16 protein-coding genes are annotated in these 18,153 nt (G+C 65.1%); 9 read left to right on the forward strand and 7 right to left on the reverse strand.

All coding sequences use genetic code 11. The features are described 5' to 3' along the window. Window positions 1–105 precede the first annotated feature (105 nt). Window positions 106–3,429 carry a carbamoyl-phosphate synthase large subunit gene (carB, locus tag ETX26_RS05740; protein ID WP_129523686.1) on the reverse strand — a complete coding sequence of 1,108 codons (3,324 nt, stop codon included), beginning with the start codon at window positions 3,427–3,429 and terminating at the stop codon, window positions 106–108. Continuing rightward, window positions 3,430–4,593 (reverse strand): glutamine-hydrolyzing carbamoyl-phosphate synthase small subunit, encoded by a 1,164-nt coding sequence (carA, locus tag ETX26_RS05745; protein ID WP_129523687.1) that lies wholly within the window; start codon window positions 4,591–4,593, stop codon window positions 3,430–3,432. A gap of 143 nt (window positions 4,594–4,736) precedes the next feature. On the opposite strand from carA, the gene ETX26_RS05750 reads away from it, so the two are divergent. The 7 genes from ETX26_RS05750 (at window position 4,737) to ETX26_RS05780 (ending at window position 12,755) form a co-directional block, all read left to right on the forward strand. Next, entirely contained in the window at window positions 4,737–5,189 is a 453-nt protein-coding gene (locus ETX26_RS05750; RefSeq protein ID WP_129523688.1) for a GatB/YqeY domain-containing protein, read from the forward strand. A gap of 58 nt (window positions 5,190–5,247) precedes the next feature. Further along, the gene (gene dnaG, locus ETX26_RS05755; RefSeq protein WP_129523689.1) at window positions 5,248–7,116 is read left to right on the forward strand and encodes a DNA primase; all 1,869 of its coding nucleotides are present in this window, start codon (window positions 5,248–5,250) and stop codon (window positions 7,114–7,116) included. A gap of 10 nt (window positions 7,117–7,126) precedes the next feature. Beyond that, entirely contained in the window at window positions 7,127–9,160 is a 2,034-nt protein-coding gene (rpoD, locus tag ETX26_RS05760; protein ID WP_129523690.1) for an RNA polymerase sigma factor RpoD, read from the forward strand. 235 nt (window positions 9,161–9,395) lie between these two features. Further along, complete coding sequence (gene rpiB / locus ETX26_RS05765) at window positions 9,396–9,833, forward strand: ribose 5-phosphate isomerase B (protein ID WP_129523691.1); 438 nt, start codon at window positions 9,396–9,398, stop codon at window positions 9,831–9,833. Between the two features lie 8 nt (window positions 9,834–9,841). Further along, entirely contained in the window at window positions 9,842–11,152 is a 1,311-nt protein-coding gene (glyA, locus tag ETX26_RS05770) for a serine hydroxymethyltransferase (RefSeq protein WP_129523692.1), read from the forward strand. 6 nt (window positions 11,153–11,158) lie between these two features. Beyond that, complete coding sequence (gene nrdR, locus ETX26_RS05775) at window positions 11,159–11,623, forward strand: transcriptional regulator NrdR (RefSeq protein WP_129523693.1); 465 nt, start codon at window positions 11,159–11,161, stop codon at window positions 11,621–11,623. Continuing rightward, window positions 11,616–12,755 carry a TrmH family RNA methyltransferase gene (locus ETX26_RS05780; protein WP_129523694.1) on the forward strand — a complete coding sequence of 380 codons (1,140 nt, stop codon included), beginning with the start codon at window positions 11,616–11,618 and terminating at the stop codon, window positions 12,753–12,755. The genes nrdR and ETX26_RS05780 overlap by 8 nt, the downstream gene beginning before the upstream one ends. Here ETX26_RS05780 and ETX26_RS05785 read toward each other — a convergent pair. Next, window positions 12,752–13,105 (reverse strand): chorismate mutase, encoded by a 354-nt coding sequence (locus ETX26_RS05785; protein ID WP_404825270.1) that lies wholly within the window; start codon window positions 13,103–13,105, stop codon window positions 12,752–12,754. The genes ETX26_RS05780 and ETX26_RS05785 overlap by 4 nt on opposite strands. Window positions 13,106–13,268: 163 nt before the next feature. On the opposite strand from ETX26_RS05785, the gene rpsD reads away from it, so the two are divergent. Next, complete coding sequence (gene rpsD, locus ETX26_RS05790; RefSeq protein WP_129523695.1) at window positions 13,269–13,883, forward strand: 30S ribosomal protein S4; 615 nt, start codon at window positions 13,269–13,271, stop codon at window positions 13,881–13,883. Between the two features lie 116 nt (window positions 13,884–13,999). Further along, window positions 14,000–14,182 (forward strand): hypothetical protein, encoded by a 183-nt coding sequence (locus ETX26_RS05795; RefSeq protein ID WP_129523696.1) that lies wholly within the window; start codon window positions 14,000–14,002, stop codon window positions 14,180–14,182. Here ETX26_RS05795 and tgt read toward each other — a convergent pair. From tgt to ETX26_RS05815, 4 genes are all read right to left on the reverse strand, one after another. Next, window positions 14,167–15,297, reverse strand: coding sequence for a tRNA guanosine(34) transglycosylase Tgt (gene tgt, locus ETX26_RS05800; RefSeq protein ID WP_129523697.1), 1,131 nt, complete (start codon window positions 15,295–15,297; stop codon window positions 14,167–14,169). The genes ETX26_RS05795 and tgt overlap by 16 nt on opposite strands. Then, window positions 15,297–16,235 carry a DUF481 domain-containing protein gene (locus tag ETX26_RS05805; protein WP_225425511.1) on the reverse strand — a complete coding sequence of 313 codons (939 nt, stop codon included), beginning with the start codon at window positions 16,233–16,235 and terminating at the stop codon, window positions 15,297–15,299. The genes tgt and ETX26_RS05805 overlap by 1 nt, the downstream gene beginning before the upstream one ends. Before the next feature lie 158 nt (window positions 16,236–16,393). Next, window positions 16,394–17,158, reverse strand: a complete 765-nt coding sequence (locus tag ETX26_RS05810; RefSeq protein WP_129523698.1) for an ABC transporter permease — start codon at window positions 17,156–17,158, stop codon at window positions 16,394–16,396. Beyond that, on the reverse strand, window positions 17,155–18,099 hold the full coding sequence (locus tag ETX26_RS05815; RefSeq protein WP_129524170.1) for an ABC transporter ATP-binding protein: 945 nt from the start codon (window positions 18,097–18,099) through the stop codon (window positions 17,155–17,157). The genes ETX26_RS05810 and ETX26_RS05815 overlap by 4 nt, the downstream gene beginning before the upstream one ends. Between the last annotated feature and the right edge of the window lie 54 nt (window positions 18,100–18,153).

Raw genomic sequence — 18,153 nt, forward strand, 5'->3', positions numbered from 1 at the left:
GTCTTTCCTCCAGGCGGCCCCTGCAACCGCAATCCGCCCTTCTGCCCCTCCCTCGGGAGCGGCGATTGAACGGTGAATTGTCCGGAAGAGGGAACCGCGGTTGTTTCAGCTATAATAAGCTTGCAACGGCCGTACTTCAAGCTGGCTCGCCTTGACCGCGCGGATCGCCTTGGCCGCAGCAACCGAAGCCGCCGCGGTCGTGTAATAGGGGATCTTCATTTCCAGCGCGGTGGCACGGATCGATTTGGAATCGATCAGGCTCTGCCAACCCTCGGTCGTGTTGAAGACCAGCGCGACCTCCCCGTCGATCATCCGGTCGACGATATGGGGCTGTCCCTGTGCGACTTTGTTGACGCGTTCCACCGGCAAGCCGTGCTCGGCCAGATAGGTCTGCGTGCCGGCCGTCGCGATCACCTTGAAGCCCTGTTCGATCAGCGTCTGGACCGCCGGCAGGATCATCGCCTTGTCGCTGTCCTTAACCGAGACGAACAGGACGCCGCCATTCGGCAGCGCCGCTCCTGCACCGAGCTGCGACTTGAAGAAGGCGGCCGGGAAATCGCGATCGATCCCCATGACCTCGCCCGTCGACCGCATCTCCGGCGTCAGCACCGGATCCGAACCGGGGAAGCGGGTGAACGGGAACACCGCTTCCTTGACGGCCATGTAGTCAAGCTCGCGCCGGAACGGGGGGAAGGCCGAAAGCGGTTCGCCCGCCATGACGCGCGCGGCGATCTTGGCGACCGGCTGCCCGATCGCTTTGGCGACGAAGGGCACCGTACGGCTCGCGCGCGGGTTGACCTCGATCAGATAGATCTCGCCATCCTTCACGGCGAACTGCACGTTCATCAGCCCCCGCACGCCGAGAGCCTTGGCCAGCGCCTCGGTCTGGCGCTCCATCTCTTCGACGATCTCCGGAGGCAGCGAATAGGGCGGTAACGTGCTGGCGCTGTCGCCCGAGTGTACGCCAGCTTCCTCGATATGCTGCATCACGCCCGCGACGCGCACTTCCTCGCCATCGCAGAGCGCGTCGACGTCGCACTCGATGGCATCGCGCAGATATTGATCGACGAGCACCGGGCTGTCGCCAGAGACATGTACGGCGGTGGCGATATAATTGTCGAGCTGCGCTTCGGAATCGACGATCTCCATCGCCCGACCGCCAAGCACGTAACTCGGGCGCAGGAGCACCGGATAGCCGATCCGCGCGGCGACCGCCGCAGCCTCGTCGCGGCTCTTGGCGATACCGTTCATCGGCTGCTTGAGCTTGAGCTTGTTGACCAACTTGGCAAAGCGCTCGCGATCCTCGGCAAGATCGATTGCATCGGGGCTGGTGCCGAGGATCGGAATGCCCTCGTCCTCCAGCGCCTGGGCAAGCTTGAGAGGGGTCTGGCCGCCGAACTGGACGATCACGCCGACCAGTTCTCCCGCCTGCTGTTCGACGCGCAGGATTTCCAGCACGTCCTCCGCCGTCAGCGGCTCGAAATAGAGCCGGTCGGACGTGTCGTAGTCGGTGCTCACGGTCTCCGGGTTGCAGTTGACCATGATCGTTTCGAACCCGGCCTCCCCCAGCGCGAAGCAGGCGTGGACACAACAGTAATCGAACTCGATCCCCTGCCCGATCCGGTTCGGTCCGCCGCCGAGGATCACGATCTTGCGCCGGTCGCTCGGCATGGCCTCGTCTTCGGGCTCGCCGAAGCTGGGCGCCTCGTAAGTCGAGTACATATACGGTGTGACCGCTTCGAACTCGGCGGCGCAGGAGTCGATGCGCTTGAACACGGGCTGCACGCCGAGCTTGCGGCGCAGCTTGCGCACCTCTTCCTCGCTCGTCGCGCCGGCCATGGCGCGCAGGGTATCGTGCAGCAGGCCCGAATGGCGCGCCTGCGTTTCCGCGAGTCCGCCGGCGACGCCCACCGAACGCACCGCGAGCGTAGCGAGGCGGCGGTCGGAAAAGCCCATCGCCTTGAGCCGCCGCAGGCCCGCCGCGTCGTTCGGCAAGCCATTCTCGCTCACCTCCTTCTCGGCCGCGACGATGTCGGCGATCTGGCGCAGGAACCATGGATCGTAGCCGGTGATCGCGTGGATATCCGCGACCGTGAAGCCCTCGCGCATGGCCTGCGCGGTCTTGAGCAGCCGATCGTCGGTGCGGCGGCTGAGCGCGGTGGTGATCGCCTCGCGGTCCGCACCTTCGAGATCGAGCACGCGGTTGAACCCGTCGAGTCCGGTTTCCAGCCCGCGGAGCGCCTTCTGGACCGATTCCTGGAAGTTGCGGCCGATCGCCATGACCTCGCCAACCGACTTCATCGCGGTCGACAGTTCGGTCTTGGCACCCTTGAACTTCTCGAACGCGAAGCGCGGGATCTTGGTGACGACGTAGTCGATCGTAGGCTCGAAGCTCGCCGGGGTGGCGCCGGTGATCTCGTTGGTGATCTCGTCGAGCGTGTAGCCGACCGCCAGCTTGGCGGCGACGCGGGCGATGGGGAAACCGGTTGCCTTCGAGGCAAGCGCAGACGAACGCGACACGCGCGGGTTCATCTCGATCACGATCAGGCGCCCGTCCTTCGGATTGACCGCGAACTGGACGTTCGACCCGCCGGTCTCGACGCCGATCTCGCGCAGCACCGCGATGCTGGCGCTGCGCATGATCTGGTATTCCTTGTCGGTCAGCGTAAGCGCCGGGGCGACGGTGATCGAATCGCCCGTGTGGACGCCCATCGGATCAACGTTCTCGATCGAGCAGATGATGATGGCGTTGTCGGCGCGGTCGCGCACGACTTCCATCTCGTATTCCTTCCACCCGAGCAGCGATTCCTCGATCAGCACTTCGGTGGTCGGCGAGGCGTCGAGCCCCTCGCGCACGATCCGTTCGAACTCCGCCTTGTTGTAGGCGATGCCGCCGCCCGTACCGCCGAGTGTGAAGCTCGGGCGGATGATCGCCGGCAGGCCCGTGGTCTCGAGCACCGCGAATGCCTCGTCGAGAGTGTTGGCAACACCGCTACGCGCGCTTTCGAGCCCGATCTTGTCCATCGCCTCGCGGAAGCGCTGGCGATTCTCCGCCTTGTCGATCGCGTCGGCGTCGGCGCCGATCATCTGGACGCCGTACTTCTCCAGCGTGCCGTCGTTGAACAGCGCCAGCGCGCAGTTGAGCGCGGTCTGCCCGCCCATCGTGGGGAGCAGTGCATCGGGCCGCTCCTTGGCGATGATCTTCTCGACTATCTCCGGCGTGATCGGCTCGACATAAGTCGCGTCGGCGAACTCGGGATCGGTCATGATCGTCGCGGGGTTGGAGTTGACGAGGACCACCCGGTAGCCCTCCTCCTTCAACGCCTTGATCGCCTGCGTGCCCGAATAGTCGAACTCGCAAGCCTGACCGATAACGATCGGCCCGGCGCCGATTACGAGGATCGAGGAGATGTCAGTGCGTTTGGGCATTTATCCGAGCGATCCCACAAATTTCTCAAAAAGGTAGAAGCTGTCCTGCGGCCCTGGGCTGGCTTCCGGGTGATACTGCACACCGAACGCCTTCTTCCCGCGGATCGCAATGCCGCAGTTGGAGCCGTCGAATAGAGAGACGTGGGTTTCCTCCACTCCCTCCGGCAGCGTCGCGTTGTCGATCGCGAAGCCGTGGTTCATGCTGGTGATCTCGACCACGCCGTCCTCCAGGCGCTTGACCGGGTGGTTCGCGCCGCGGTGACCCTGGTGCATCTTGGCGGTCTTTGCGCCGGCGGCGAGACCGAGCATCTGGTGGCCCAGGCAGATGCCGAAGACCGGCATGTCGCGCTCCAGCAGCGCCTTGATCGTCGGCACCGCGTATTCGCCGGTCGCCGCCGGGTCGCCGGGGCCGTTAGAGAGGAACACACCGTCGGGTTCGAGCGCCATGATCTCGTCGAGCGTGGTTTTCGCGGGAACCACCGTCACCCGCGCGCCGGCCTTCACCAGGTTGCGGAAGATGTTGTCCTTGCTGCCGTAGTCGATGGCGACCACGTGCGGCTTCGCATCGCGCGGCGCGCGGCCGTAGCCGGTGCCGAGGCGCCAGTAGCCCCCTTCCCAGCTCTCCTGCTTCTCGCGGCTGACGCGCTGGGCGAGGTCCATGCCCTCCAGCCCCGGCCATTCCTGCGCGCGCTTGAGCAATGCGGGAATGTCAAACTTCCCCTCTGGGTCGTGCGCGATCACCGCATTGGGCGCGCCGTTCAGGCGGATGCGGCGCGTGAGCGCACGGGTATCGACGCCCGAGAGGCCGACCTTGCCCATCGCGGCGAGCCACTCGCCGAACTGATCGCGCGCGCGGAAGTTCGAATGCGGAGTGATCTCTTCCCGCACCACGCAGCCGACCGCGCCTTCCACCTTCGACTCGATGTCCTCCGGATTCGCCCCGACGTTGCCGATATGGGGGAACGTGAAGGTGACGATCTGCCCCGCGTAAGAGGGGTCGGTCATCACTTCCTGATAGCCGGTCATCGCGGTATTGAAACATACCTCGCCCACGGCGCTGCCGACGGCACCGAAGCCTTTGCCCCAGATGACGGTTCCGTCGGCCAGCACGAGGACTCCCGTCGCGCCGCTGGGTTGCGCGCGAGAGTTTGCGGGGTCTGCCATGTGGCGCTCCGAGTCAGGTGTTTCCGGCGATGTCGCTAAGTCGTTGCCGCTAGGCTCCGGGCGAGCACCCGTCAACCTGTCCATTCGCGAATTATCGGGTTAAGTGCGCTGTTCCGCAAGACACCGACAGAAAGACACACGCCATGATCCGCGACGACATCAAGCAGGCCACCGTCCAGGCGATGAAGGCGGGCGACAAGCCGCGCACCGCCGCGCTGCGCCTGATCTCCGCCCGGATCAAGGACCGCGATATCGAGATGCGCACCTCCGCCAAGGCAGTGGACGACGACGATCTCGTGACCGAAGTGCTGCAGAAGATGGCCAAGCAACGCCGCGAATCGATCCAGATGTATGAGGAAGGCGGCCGCGAGGAGCTTGCACAGCAGGAGCGCGAGGAGCTTGCCGTGATCGAGGAATTCCTGCCGCAGATGATGGACGAGACGGCTACCCGCGCGGCCATCGAGGCGGTGAAGAGCGACCTCGGCGCCTCCTCCGTCAAGGACATGGGCCGCGTCATGGCCGAACTCAAAGCCCGCCACGGCGCCGTGCTCGACATGAGCAAGGCCAGCGGCTGGGTGAAAGAAGCGCTCGGCTGAGGCGCTCCTTCGCCGATCACAACTTGAATCCGCCGCCGCACCCGCGCAATGATCGGGCATGGCGCTTTCCCCCCAATGGCTGGATGAACTGCGGTCGCGCGTGACGCTTTCGGGCGTCATCATGCGTACGACCAAGCTCCAGCGCGCAGGGCGCGAGTGGAAGGCGTGCTGCCCTTTCCACAACGAGAAGACGCCAAGCTTCACCGTCAGCGACGAGAAGGGATTCTATCACTGCTTCGGCTGCGGCGCGCATGGCGACGTGATCCGCTGGATGACCGACCAGCGTGGGCTTTCTTTCATGGACGCGGTGAAGGAACTCGCGGCCGAGGCGGGACTGGAAGTCCCCGCGCCCGATCCGCGTGCGGCGCAGCGGGCGGAGGAACGCGCGGGCCTGCACGATGTCACGCAGGCGGCGCAGGACTGGTTCTCCGCCAATCTCGTGGGACCGGGCGGTGCGAAGGCGCGCGAGTACCTGCAGTCGCGCGGGTTCAACGCACGGACGGTCGAGCGCTTCGGTTTCGGCTTTGCGCCGAACGAACGGCAGGCGCTCAAGGCGGCGCTGTCGCGCTTCGAAGAGAAGTTGCTGATCGAAGCCGGTCTGAGGATTTCGGTGGAGGAACGCGATCCATACGACCGATTTCGGGGGCGCCTTATGCTGCCGATCCACGATGCGCGCGGGCGAGTGATCGCGTTCGGCGGGCGCATCCTCGAGGCCGACATCAACGCGCCCAAGTACCTGAACTCGCCCGACACGCCTTTGTTCGACAAGGGGCGCACGCTCTACAACCTGCATCGCGCCGGCCCCGCTTCGCGGCAGACGGGGCGGATGATCGTCGTCGAAGGCTACATGGACGTGATCGCGCTCGCGGCGCACGGGTTCGAGGATGCGGTGGCACCGCTCGGTACCGCTCTGACCGAGCGGCAGATCGAACTGCTCTGGCGCATGGTCGAGACGCCGATCCTGTGCTTCGACGGCGATGCGGCGGGGCAGCGCGCCGCCATGCGCGCGATCGAGCGGGCCCTGCCACTGCTCCGCCCGGCCCATTCGCTGGCTATCGTGCGTCTGCCGACCGGGCTCGACCCCGACGACCTGCTGCGGGCCAAAGGCAAAGGTGCGATCGAGAAACTGCTCGCCGAACCCGCAAGCCTGCTCGACACGCTGTGGGAATTCGAGCGCGCCGCGCAGCCGTTGAACACGCCCGAGGACAAGGCTGGCCTCAAGCAGCGCCTAGTTGATCACGTCGAGAAGATCGAGCATCCCGACATCCGCGCGCTTTACAAGCGAGAACTGCTGGAGCGCTTCTCCGCCTTCGCCTTCCCGCGCCGGGAGCGCACGCGCGGCGACTGGCGCAAACCGGTCGTGCCGCGACTTTCGCCCGAGGCGGCCCGGCGGCTGCGCGGCGCGCGAGACGGATCGCGTGACCAACTCGTCTCCGCGGTGATTGCCGGATTGGTGCGCTTTCCGGAGGAAGCGCTGCGCCATGCGGAGCAGCTCGGACGCTTCGCGCAGATGGATGCGAAATCCGGGCCACTGGTCGACGCGATACTCGAAGCGGTGGAAATGCTTGAACCGGGAGAGATTTTCCCCATATCCTCGTTCGACGGTCCCGTCGCGCCGCCGGATAACACCCGTTTCGCCTTCCTCAGTGAAGGCATCGATCCGCAAGACGCGCGCGAACAGTTGGCCGAAGCCGTGGCGCTGCTGGTCGAAAGGCCCGCGCTGGAAGCTGCGCTTTCCGCAGCGACCGCGCGGTTCGAAGTTGACCCTGAAGGAGCCTTCGCCGAGCAGCAGAGGCTGCTCAAACGAAAGCTGGAATTCGAGCGGCGACTCGGGCAAATGGCAAGCCGACGGGCTGCTTCGGCGGCCCAAACTGATTCAACGCGTCGGCGGGAGACAGGGCCCGCCAACGGCGCAGAAACGGACTGAACGCACCTCCATGGCAACCACGTCGAAGAATTCCGAGAAGGACGACGCACCGCTGATCGACCTTAACGAAGCATCGATCAAGAAGCTCATCGCCCGGGCGAAGAAGCGCGGCTACGTCACCGTGGATGAGCTCAACGAGGCGCTGCCCGAAGATCAGATGAGCACGGACCAGATCGAGGACGTGATGTCCGCGATCTCCGAAATGGGCGTCAATATCGTCGAGAACGACGAAGAAGCCGACGCCGAAGCGGACGCGGAGGGGGACGAAGTCGAGGAAATCGGCGGCGACGACGAAGACGGCGACGAGCCCAAGGCGGCGAAGAAGGCCGCCCCGACAGCCGCGAAGAAGGCCACCACCTCCGACCGTACCGACGACCCAGTGCGCATGTACCTGCGCGAGATGGGCGCGGTCGAGCTGCTCAGCCGCGAGGGCGAGATCGCCATCGCCAAGCGGATCGAGGCTGGTCGCGATACGATGATCATCGGGCTGTGCGAGAGCCCGATCACCTTCCACGCCATCATCCAGTGGTCGGAAGCGCTCAACAACGAGGAAATGCAGCTGCGCGAGATCCTCGATCTCGATGCCATGCTTTCGAAGGAACCGCCCGCGGACAAGATGGAGGAAGGCGCCGAGGACGACGACGGTGAGATCTCCGAGGAGACCGCCGGCCCGTCGATCCGCGACGACGACGATGTCGAGGACGAGGAAGACGGCGACGAGGATGACGAGGAAGGCGGCAGCTCGCGCCGGCGCGAGGAGGACGACGAGGAAGACAACACCATGTCCCTCGCGCAGATGGAAGCGGCCCTCAAGCCCGACGCGCTGGAGCGCTTCGCCCGCATCACCGATCTGTTCAAGAAGTTCGAGAAGCTCCAGAACGAGCGCGTCGACGTGCTCGGCCGCGGCGAGGAGTTCCCGGCGGCCAAGGAAAAGAAGTACGAGGATCTGCGCGAACAGCTCACGGCCGAAGTCGAGAGCGTGCAGTTTCATGCGACCAAGATCGAGTTCCTGGTCGACAATCTCTATGCCTTCAACCGCCGCCTGACCGCGCTCGGCGGGCAGATGCTGCGTCTGGCCGAACGGCACAAGATCAAGCGCGCCGACTTCCTCCAGGCCTACATCGGCAACGAACTCGACGACAGCTGGCTGGCCGCGCGTGCCAAGAAGGACAAGAAGTGGGCAGCCTTCGCCGAGAAGGAGGCCGACGCGGTCGAGCGCATCCGCGCTGAGATCTCGGACATCGCCAGTCAGACCGGCATGAGCCTGGAAGAGTTCCGCCGCATCGTAAACATGGTCCAGAAGGGCGAACGCGAGGCGCGCATCGCCAAGAAGGAAATGGTCGAGGCCAACCTCCGGCTCGTGATCTCGATCGCGAAGAAGTACACTAACCGCGGTCTGCAGTTCCTGGACCTGATCCAGGAAGGCAACATCGGCCTGATGAAGGCGGTCGACAAGTTCGAGTACCGCCGCGGCTACAAGTTCTCGACTTATGCGACGTGGTGGATCCGTCAGGCGATCACCCGCTCGATCGCCGACCAGGCGCGCACGATCCGCATTCCCGTCCACATGATCGAGACGATCAACAAGCTGGTCCGCACGAGCCGCCAGTTCCTCCACGAGCAGGGCCGCGAGCCCACGCCGGAGGAAATGGCCGAGCGCCTCTCCATGCCGCTGGAGAAGGTGCGCAAGGTGATGAAGATCGCCAAGGAGCCGATCTCCCTCGAAACGCCGATCGGCGACGAGGAGGATTCGCATCTCGGCGATTTCATCGAGGACAAGAACGCGATCATCCCCGTGGACGCCGCGATCCAGGCGAACCTCAAGGAAACGGTGACCCGCGTGCTGGCGTCGCTGACCCCGCGCGAGGAGCGCGTGCTGCGCATGCGTTTCGGGATCGGCATGAACACCGATCATACGCTCGAGGAAGTCGGTCAGCAGTTCTCGGTCACCCGCGAACGCATCCGGCAGATCGAAGCCAAGGCGCTGCGCAAGCTCAAGCACCCGAGCCGCAGCCGCAAGATGCGCAGCTTCCTGGATCAGTGATTTCGACCTGGGAACCGGCCGCGCAGTCAGCCGTTATTCGAGTCCAGACGATGTAAAAATCGACTGGATATGAAGTTTCTCCCAGGAGAAGCTATCAGGAGCCCCGGTGCCTTACGGCGCCGGGGCTTTTGCTTTGCGCCTCCCGCGGCGCCTCAAGCAGGCCGCCTTTCCAGCCCGTCGGGGACAAGGCCGGTTTGCGGTGGCGACATGGCGCGGGAATCACTATGGGGACGCCATGCGTATCGCCATTGCCTCTGACCATGCTGCCATCGAGATGAAAGCCGCCCTGCGCGAGTGGCTGATCGAAGAGGGCCATGAAGTCGCCGATCTCGGCCCCGATAGCCACGACAGCGTCGACTATCCCGACTTCGGCTACAAGCTTGCTGCCGTCGTCGCGGAAGGTACCGCCGAGCGTGGAATCGCGCTGTGCGGTTCGGGGATCGGCATCTCGATCGCCGTGAACCGTAACCCCGCCGTGCGCTGCGCGCTCGTGTCGGAACCGCTTTCCGCCAGCCTCGCACGCGAGCACAACGATGCCAACGTGCTCGCCCTCGGCGCGCGGCTGATCGGGATCGAGCTGGCCAAGGCCTGCGTCTCGGCTTTCGTCGGAACCGAATTCGGCGGCGACCGCCATCAGCGCCGCGTCGACAAGTTATCGAACCCAAGCTGCTGAGGAATTTCATGAGCACCGCGGAAGCCGCCAACGCCGACATCATGCACAGTTTCTGGCAGGACACCCTCGCCGAAGCCGATCCCGAGATCGCGGAAGCCGTCCAGAACGAGCTCCAGCGCCAGCGCAACAAGATCGAACTGATCGCGAGCGAGAACATCGCGAGCCGCGCCGTGCTGGAGGCGACCGGCAGTGTCTTCACCAACAAGTATGCCGAGGGCTACCCGGGTAAGCGCTACTACGGCGGGTGCGATTACGCCGACGTGGTCGAAACGTTGGCGATCGAGCGCGCGAAGCAGCTCTTCGGGTGCGACTTCGCAAACGTCCAGCCCAACAGCGGTAGCCAGATGAACCAGGCCGTGTTCCTCGCGCTGCTCCAGCCCGGCGACACCTTCATGGGGCTCGATCTCAACTCGGGCGGGCACCTGACGCACGGCTCCCCGGTGAACATGAGCGGCAAGTGGTTCAACGTCGTGCCTTACGGCGTGCGCAAGGACGACGAACTGCTCGACATGGAGCAGGTCGAGCGGCTCGCGCACGAGCACAAGCCGAAACTCATCATCGCCGGCGGCACCGCCTATTCGCGGCAGTGGGATTTCGCGAAGTTCCGCGAGATCGCCGATGCCGTGGGCGCATACTTGCTGGTCGATATGTCGCACTTCTCCGGCCTCGTGGCCGGCGGTGCACACCCTTCCCCCTTCCCACACGCGCACGTGGTGACGACCACCACGCACAAGAGCCTGCGCGGCCCCCGTTCGGGCGTGATCCTCACGAACGACGAAGGTATCGCGAAGAAGGTCAACAGCGCGGTCTTCCCCGGTATGCAGGGCGGCCCGCTCATGCACGTGGTGGCCGCCAAGGCGGTCGCGTTCCGCGAGGCGCTGCGGCCCGAGTTCAAGAGCTATGCCGCACGCGTGGTGGAGAACGCGAAGGCGCTCGCCGCGAGCCTGGAGGAGAACGGCCTGCGCATCGTCTCGGGCGGCACCGACAACCACCTGATGCTGGTCGATCTCACCGCCAAGGACGTGACCGGCAAGGCGGCCGAGAAGGGCCTCGATCGGGCCTGGCTCACCTGCAACAAGAACGGCATTCCGTTCGACACGCGCAGCCCCTTCGTTACCAGCGGCGTCCGCCTCGGCACCCCGGCGGGTACGACGCGCGGCTTCGGCCCGGCCGAGTTCCGCAAGGTCGGCGCCCTGATCGCCGAGGTGGTCGACGGCCTCGCTAAGAACGGGCCCGACGGCGATGCGCAGATCGAGGAGCGGGTGCGCAGCAAGGTGGGTGAACTGTGCGACGCCTTCCCCGTCTATCCGGGAATGTGATGCGCCATGCGATGCCCCTTCTGCGCGCATGACGACAGCCAGGTAAAAGACAGCCGCCCGACCGAAGACGGCACCGCCATCCGCCGTCGCCGCCAGTGCACGAGCTGCGGCGCGCGGTTCACCACGTTCGAACGCGTGCAGCTGCGCGAAGTGACCATCATCAAGAGCGGAGACCGGCGCGAGGCTTTCGACCGTTCGAAGCTCGAACAGTCGGTCGCCCTCGCCTGCCGCAAGCGCGGGATCGAGCAGGAGCGGATCGACCAGCTCATCTCCGGCATCCAACGCCAGGTGGAAACCGCAGGCGACAGCGAAGTGCCCTCCGCCCGGATCGGCGAGCTGGTGATGGACGGGCTGCGCCAGATCGACAGCGTCGCCTATATCCGCTTCGCCAGCGTCTATCGCGATTTCAGCGAGGCACGGGATTTCGAGGAATTCGCCAGCACCGTGCGCGACGCGGGTAGCGATGGCTGAGCCGTTCCGGACCTACATTCTGCGCTGCGCGGATGGCAGCTACCACGTCGGGCATACCGACGATCTTGATGCGCGCCTTGGGCAGCATCGTGATGGAACGCTGGGCGGTTATAGGGCCAGGCGGCGGCCGGTCGAGCTGGTGTGGTCGGCGGACTTTCCGACGCGGGATGAGGCCTTCGATGCAGAGCGACGGCTCAAGGGTTGGTCGAGGGCAAAGAAGGAAGCCTTGATCGCGGGCGACTGGAATCTCGTAAGCCAGCTCGCACGCCGCCGCAGGGTCCTTCGAGACGAGGCTTCGACAAGCTCAGCCTCTCCTCAGGATGAGCGGGACAACAAGAAATCCGCTCATCCTGAGGAGCGACTGAGTAAGCCCGCGCCAGCGGGCGCATCGAAGGCGCGTCTCGAAGGACCCGTCATCGTCCTCGTCCGCCCCCAGCTCGGGGAGAACATCGGCAAGGCCGCGCGGGCGATGCTGAACTTCGGGCTGACCGAGTTGCGCCTCGTGGCCCCGCGCGACGGGTGGCCAAACCCCAGCGCCGGCCCGGCGGCCGCAGGCGCGGACGTCGTGCTGGAGAATGCCACAGTTCACAATACTCTGGCCGAAGCCGTCGCCGATTGCGCGCACGTCTACGCCACGACGGTCCGCAAGCGGGGTGTGACCAAGCCGGTCGTGACGCCGGAAGAAGCCGCGTTGCAGATCGCGGCCGCGCAGGGTCGCTCGGCGATCGTATTCGGGCCCGAGCGCTCAGGCCTCGAAACCGACGACGTGGCGCTCGCCCGCGCGATCCTGACGGTGCCGATCAACCCCGAGTTCGGCTCGTTGAACCTCGCCCAGGCGGTGATCCTGTGCGCCTACGAATGGTCGAAGACCCAGTGGGGCGGCGGCATGCTCGCGCAGCCGACCGGGGAAGATCTGCTTCCGCCCGCGCCGCAGGAGGAGCTCGAAGGATTGATAGGGCAGCTCGAAGCCATGCTCGAGCCGCGCGGCTATTTCCTCCCGGAAAGCCGCGCTGCGGCGACCCGCCGCACGCTGCGCACGATGCTGACCAAGCCCGGCTGGAATCACCTCGAGGTGCGCACGATGCGGGGCGTACTCTCGAGCCTTGCCAAACCGCCGCGCGATCCGGCCTAGCTCCGCAGGCGATCCCACTCCTCGAGCTCGTAGGCGATCGAGGTTTCCACCAGAAGGTCCCAGATCTCGGCGATTTTCTCGGCGGGGAGGCTTCGCGCGCGGGCGTCGCCGGCAGCGGCGGCGATCACCGCGGCCTTGCGGCCTTCATCGCGCACGGTGTCGCGCGACTGCTTGATCCGGGCGGCGGCACGCATATAGCCAAAGCGCCGGTCAAGCAGAGCCATGAGCTCGCGATCGGTCGCGTCGACCCCCGTCCGCACATCGCGCATGTCGGTGCAATCGTCGGGCAGTTTGAAGTCGTCGGTCATGCCCGCGCCCTGCCCCGCGCGGCCCGTTTTGTCGAGCGCCATCGCGCGCTTGACGCACGGCGCGATCCTGCTAAACGCGCGCCTTCGCGAATTGGCCCCGCACCCCGGTGAAGCGGTGGCCGCGCTGGAGAGGATCTCCGGCGGTGCGATGCCGGGTTGAAGCGCTACCAATGGGGTAGCGACAGCAAATCGAAGGACACGACTTATGTCGAAGCGCAAGAGCGCCAAGCACAAACTCGACCGCCGGATGGGGGAGAACATCTGGGGTCGCCCGAGTTCTCCGGTCAACAAGCGCTCCTACGGCCCCGGCCAGCACGGTCAGCGCCGCAAGGGCAAGATGAGCGACTTCGGTCTGCAGCTCCGCGCCAAGCAGAAGCTCAAGGGCTACTACGGCGACGTGACCGAGAAGCAGTTCAAGCGCACCTACCAGGAAGCGTCGAGCATGAAGGGCGATACGAGCCAGAACCTGATCGGCCTGCTCGAGCGCCGTCTGGACATGGTCGTATACCGCGCCAAGTTCGCGCCGACGATCTTCGCCGCGCGCCAGATCGTCAGCCACGGGCACATCCGTGTGAACGGGGTCAAGTGCAACATCGCGAGCCGCCGCGTCAACGTCGGCGACGTCATCAGTCTGGGCGACAAGGCCAAGGAGATGGCGCTGGTGATCGAGGCGCAGAGCCTGGCCGAGCGCGACATCCCCGACTACGTCGCCCCCGATGGCACCGACAAGGTCACCTACACCCGCGTGCCCACGCTGGACGAGGTCCCTTATCCGGTGACCATGGAACCGAACCTAGTCGTCGAGTTCTACTCGCGCTGATCCGACTTCCGGTTATGGAACAGAAAGGCGGTCCTGCGGGGCCGCCTTTTTTCTATTCATCGCAAGATTACAGAAGCTTAGGAACCCGGCGTCAGTTTGCGAATTTCTCTGGAGCTATGACCAAGTACCGTTTCATAACTCCTCACCGCAAGGGCAAGTGGTACCCCGATCTCAAGCAGGCTCAGTTCTTTGCGAACTCCATCGGCGCGGGTTTCCTGGAGCGGATGACCGGCCGCTTCGTCGCCTATCCCGGCACCAGCCTTGAAGCGCTCGAGTCTCCGGATCAGTCGGCGAAATAGTCCCTCCGGAATTCGGCGGCGAAGGCCGCAAAGCGACCCTCGGCGATTGCGCCGTGCATGGCCTGCATCAACTGCTGGTAGAACGCGAGGTTATGCTCGGTGACGAGCATCGCGCCGAGGATCTCGCCGGCTTTCTGCAGGTGATGGAGATAGGCGCGCGAGTAGGTTCCGCAGACCGAGCAGGTGCAGCGCGGATCTAGCGGATCCATGTCTTCCGCGTGGCGCGCGTTCCGGAGGTTCAGGGGCCCCGTCCAGGTAAAGGCTTGGCCGTTCCGGCCCGATCGGGTCGGCAGAACGCAGTCGAACATGTCGATCCCGCGCTCTACGGCACCGACCAGATCGTCGGGCTTTCCAACGCCCATCAGATAGCGCGGCTTGTCCTCGGGCAGCATCCCGGGTGCGAAGTCGAGCGTGGCGAACATCGCTTCCTGCCCCTCGCCCACGGCCAGGCCGCCGACGGCATAACCGTCGAAGCCGATCTCGGTCAGCGCCTCGGCCGACTGGCGGCGCAGTTCCTCGTCCAGCGCTCCCTGCTGGATGCCGAAGAGAGCCGCCCCTTCCGCGTGCGCCCCTCCGGCATCGAAGGCCTCGCGGCTCCGCCTCGCCCAGCGCATGGACAATTCCATGGAGGCCGCGATCTCGTCGCGCGGGCGATCGGCGCGCGGACACTCGTCGAATGCCATGACGATGTCGGAGCCGAGCAGGCGCTGGATCTCCATCGACCGTTCGGGCGTGAGCATGTGCTTCGAACCGTCGATATGGCTGCGGAACTCCACCCCCTGCTCGGTCAGCTTGCGCAGATCCGAAAGGCTCATGACCTGATATCCGCCGCTGTCGGTCAGGATCGGCCGCGGCCAGTTCATGAAGGCGTGCAGGCCGCCGAGCCGCGCGACGCGCTCAGCGCCCGGGCGGAGCATCAGGTGGTAGGTGTTGCCGAGGATGATGTCGGCACCCGTTGCTTGCACGGTTTCCGGCTTCATCGCTTTGACCGTCGCCGCTGTGCCCACCGGCATGAACGCGGGCGTGCGAATTTCGCCGCGCCGCATCGCAATACGGCCGGTACGCGCTTTGCCGTCGACGGCGTCGACGCGAAAATCGAACCGGGAGCTGGTCATCAGAAGTCGTAGACGAGCGTCAGGCGCGTGACCGTGTCGGTCGAGACTTTACCTTCCGGCGGTTTGCTGTCGTAGTCCACGGCATAAGTGATGCGTGAGCGCAGACGGTCGCTGACCTTCGCATCGAGCCCGCTGACCAGATTGAGTGTCGTGCGCGACGAATCGACGATGACCGTCGCCTGGCCACCGGTTTCGGTCACCATGTTCGCGTCCTGCGTGAATGAGAGCCGTTCGGCGATCTTCCAGTCGAAATCGACGCCGAACAGGGCGGCAAGGCGGGTCTCGTCCTCTTCTACCGTGAAATTCGTCACCCGCAGCGCCGGGCCTGCCTTGACGGACAGCTTCAGGTCACCGCTGTTCGCGACCTGATAGCCGACCCCACCGGAGATCGCGTAGCGGCCGGTAAAGCCCTGCAGCTTGTTACGCTCGTACTGGGCGAGACCATAGACGAACAACTCGTCCTTGACCTGGTAGCGGGGTTCGTAGGCAAACAGGAACTGTTCGCGGCTCGTCACGCCGTTGGAGCGCTGGTAGTCGGCCGTTGCGCGCAGCGAGTGGCTCCAGTCCAGGCCCTGGCGCTTGAGTTTGAGACCCGCGGAGAGCCCGATATTGTTGCTGTTGCCGCTCGCCTGGAACCCGCCGAGCTGCCCTTCGCCGCTCCACAGCTCGAACAGACCAGCTTTGCGGATCTTGTTCGTCTCCGCCTCTCGCGCGAGCCTCGCCTTCTCGGCAACGTCCGCTCGCCAAGCGGTCTCGATCGCCTTGACTTCCTCCTCTCCGTGAGGAGCGGCCTGGCGCGCGAGAGCGAGCACCGTTTCGATCTTGCCCTTGTCGTTCGTCGCCATCGCGGCGTTGATCATCGCGCGCACGCCGCCGGGGATGTTGGAAACCTCCTCGGCAGTGGGCGCAGATTCGACGACGGGCTGGATTTCGCCCACCGGCAAGGGAGCGGACTCAACAGGCGGGAGCATCATCCCGTCGTTCTGCGCCGCTGCGGTTTGGGCCGCAGCCGGCGAGGACGCGAGAACAACAGCGGCGACGCCCGCCGCGACACAAGAGGGGGATCGTTGGAACATCGCCAGATCGGGTTAGCGTGTCATGACCGGAGGCGCCAGCCCGTGCGGAAGATCACTGCGATGACTGCCACGCAGATTGCGAGGAACGCCAGTGTCAGGCCGAGCGAGACGCCAATCGACACGTCGGAGTGACCGTAGAACGTCCAGCGCAGCCCGTTGACCAGGTAGACGATCGGGTTCGCCAGCGCGATCTTGTCCCACGGGCTCGGCAGCATATCGATCGAGTAGAACGTGCCGCCGAGGAAGGTCAGCGGGGTCAGGATCAGCAGCGGGACCATCTGGAGTTTCTCGAACCCTTCCGCCCAGACTCCGAGGATGAAGCCGAGCAGTGAGAAGCTCGCCGCCACGAGCATGATGTAGACCAGCGCGAACAGGGGATGCGCAATCGAATAGTCGACGAAGATCAGTGCGGTCGTGAGAATGATCGCCGCGAGGATCAGGCTCTTGGTCGCCGCAGCGCCGACGAAGCCGAGCAATGTCTCCGCCACGCCCACCGGCGCGGAGAGCAACTCGTAGATCGCGCCGGTGAAGCGCGGCATGTAGATGCCGAAGCTCGCATTGCTGGTGCTTTCGGACAGCAGCGTCAGCATCAGCAGGCCCGGTACGATGAACGCGCCGTACTCGACCCCGCCGACTTCGTTGATACGCCCACCGATCGCCGCGCCGAAAACTATGAAGTAGAGGCTGGTCGTAAGGACCGGGGAAACGATTGAACCGAACACCGTGCGGCGAAAGCGCGACAGCTCGTTCCGGTAGATCGCGAAAGTGGAACGCCAGTTGATCATGCCGCCAACCCCTGCTGCTCCACGAGGCCGACGAAGATGTCCTCCAGGCTGGATTCCCTCTGATCCAGCGCGGTAAAAACGATCCCGCTCTGAACCAGCGCTGTTGCCACTGCCGCCACTTCCGCCTTGCCCTTCCCGGTCCCGTCGCCGCCACGGTAGCATACGGTGCGACCGTCCTCGGCGAGCGTGACTGGATAGTCGCGCAGTGCAGGCGGAAGCTCGGAGAGCTGCGCGGCCAGCGTGAAATGCGCCTCGGTCCGGCCGAGGCGCTTCATCATCTCGTCCTTCTCGTCCACCAGCAGCAGGCGGCCCTTGTCGATCACGCCGACACGGTCGGCCATTTCCTCAGCCTCCTCGATATAGTGGGTGGTGAGAATAACCGTGACGCCCTGCTCGCGGAGGGCGCCGATCTGGCGCCACATGTCGCGCCGCAGCTCGACGTCCACGCCGGCGGTGGGCTCGTCGAGGAACAGCAGTTCGGGATCGTGCGCGAGCGCCTTGGCGATCAGCACGCGGCGCTTCATTCCGCCCGACAGTTTGCGGATTTCCTCGCCGCGCTTCTCCCACAAGCTCAGCGAGCGCAGCACTTCCTCGACCCGGCTTGCATCGGGCGCGCGACCGAACAGTCCGCGCGAATAACCAACCTGACGCTCGACGGTATCGAACATATCGAACCCCAGCTCCTGCGGGACGAGACCAATGCGCTGTCGCGCACTGCGCCAGTGGCGCGCCAGGTCTTCGCCGAATGCGTTGATCGTCCCGGAACTGATGCGGACCATGCCGCAGACTGCGCCGATCAACGTCGTCTTGCCCGCTCCGTTGGGGCCAAGCAGCGCGAAGATCTCGCCCTTGCGGATCTCCAGATCGACACTGTCGAGTGCTTTGAGGCCGCCGGGATAAACCTTGGTCAGCCCGCGGATGTCGAGGATGGGTTGGGGAATCGGTTTCATGGGCTGCGGAACATTGCCGCAGCGGCCGCACTTGCCAAGTGTTAA

Source organism: Pelagerythrobacter rhizovicinus, from assembly GCF_004135625.1.
GTDB lineage: Bacteria > Pseudomonadota > Alphaproteobacteria > Sphingomonadales > Sphingomonadaceae > Pelagerythrobacter > Pelagerythrobacter rhizovicinus.

Excerpts from the sequence above, each read along its gene's own strand:
- ETX26_RS05780 (WP_129523694.1), top strand. The coding sequence starts at position 11,616 with ATGGCTGAGCCGTTCCGGACCTACATTCTGCGCTGCGCGGATGGCAGC.
- nrdR (WP_129523693.1), top strand. The coding sequence starts at position 11,159 with ATGCGATGCCCCTTCTGCGCGCATGACGACAGCCAGGTAAAAGACAGC.
- glyA (WP_129523692.1), top strand. The coding sequence starts at position 9,842 with ATGAGCACCGCGGAAGCCGCCAACGCCGACATCATGCACAGTTTCTGG.
- ETX26_RS05810 (WP_129523698.1), bottom strand. The coding sequence starts at position 17,158 with ATGATCAACTGGCGTTCCACTTTCGCGATCTACCGGAACGAGCTGTCG.
- rpiB (WP_129523691.1), top strand. The coding sequence starts at position 9,396 with ATGCGTATCGCCATTGCCTCTGACCATGCTGCCATCGAGATGAAAGCC.
- tgt (WP_129523697.1), bottom strand. The coding sequence starts at position 15,297 with ATGACCAGCTCCCGGTTCGATTTTCGCGTCGACGCCGTCGACGGCAAA.
- rpsD (WP_129523695.1), top strand. The coding sequence starts at position 13,269 with ATGTCGAAGCGCAAGAGCGCCAAGCACAAACTCGACCGCCGGATGGGG.
- rpoD (WP_129523690.1), top strand. The coding sequence starts at position 7,127 with ATGGCAACCACGTCGAAGAATTCCGAGAAGGACGACGCACCGCTGATC.
- carA (WP_129523687.1), bottom strand. The coding sequence starts at position 4,593 with ATGGCAGACCCCGCAAACTCTCGCGCGCAACCCAGCGGCGCGACGGGA.
- ETX26_RS05785 (WP_404825270.1), bottom strand. The coding sequence starts at position 13,105 with ATGGCGCTCGACAAAACGGGCCGCGCGGGGCAGGGCGCGGGCATGACC.
- ETX26_RS05795 (WP_129523696.1), top strand. The coding sequence starts at position 14,000 with ATGACCAAGTACCGTTTCATAACTCCTCACCGCAAGGGCAAGTGGTAC.
- ETX26_RS05750 (WP_129523688.1), top strand. The coding sequence starts at position 4,737 with ATGATCCGCGACGACATCAAGCAGGCCACCGTCCAGGCGATGAAGGCG.
- carB (WP_129523686.1), bottom strand. The coding sequence starts at position 3,429 with ATGCCCAAACGCACTGACATCTCCTCGATCCTCGTAATCGGCGCCGGG.
- dnaG (WP_129523689.1), top strand. The coding sequence starts at position 5,248 with ATGGCGCTTTCCCCCCAATGGCTGGATGAACTGCGGTCGCGCGTGACG.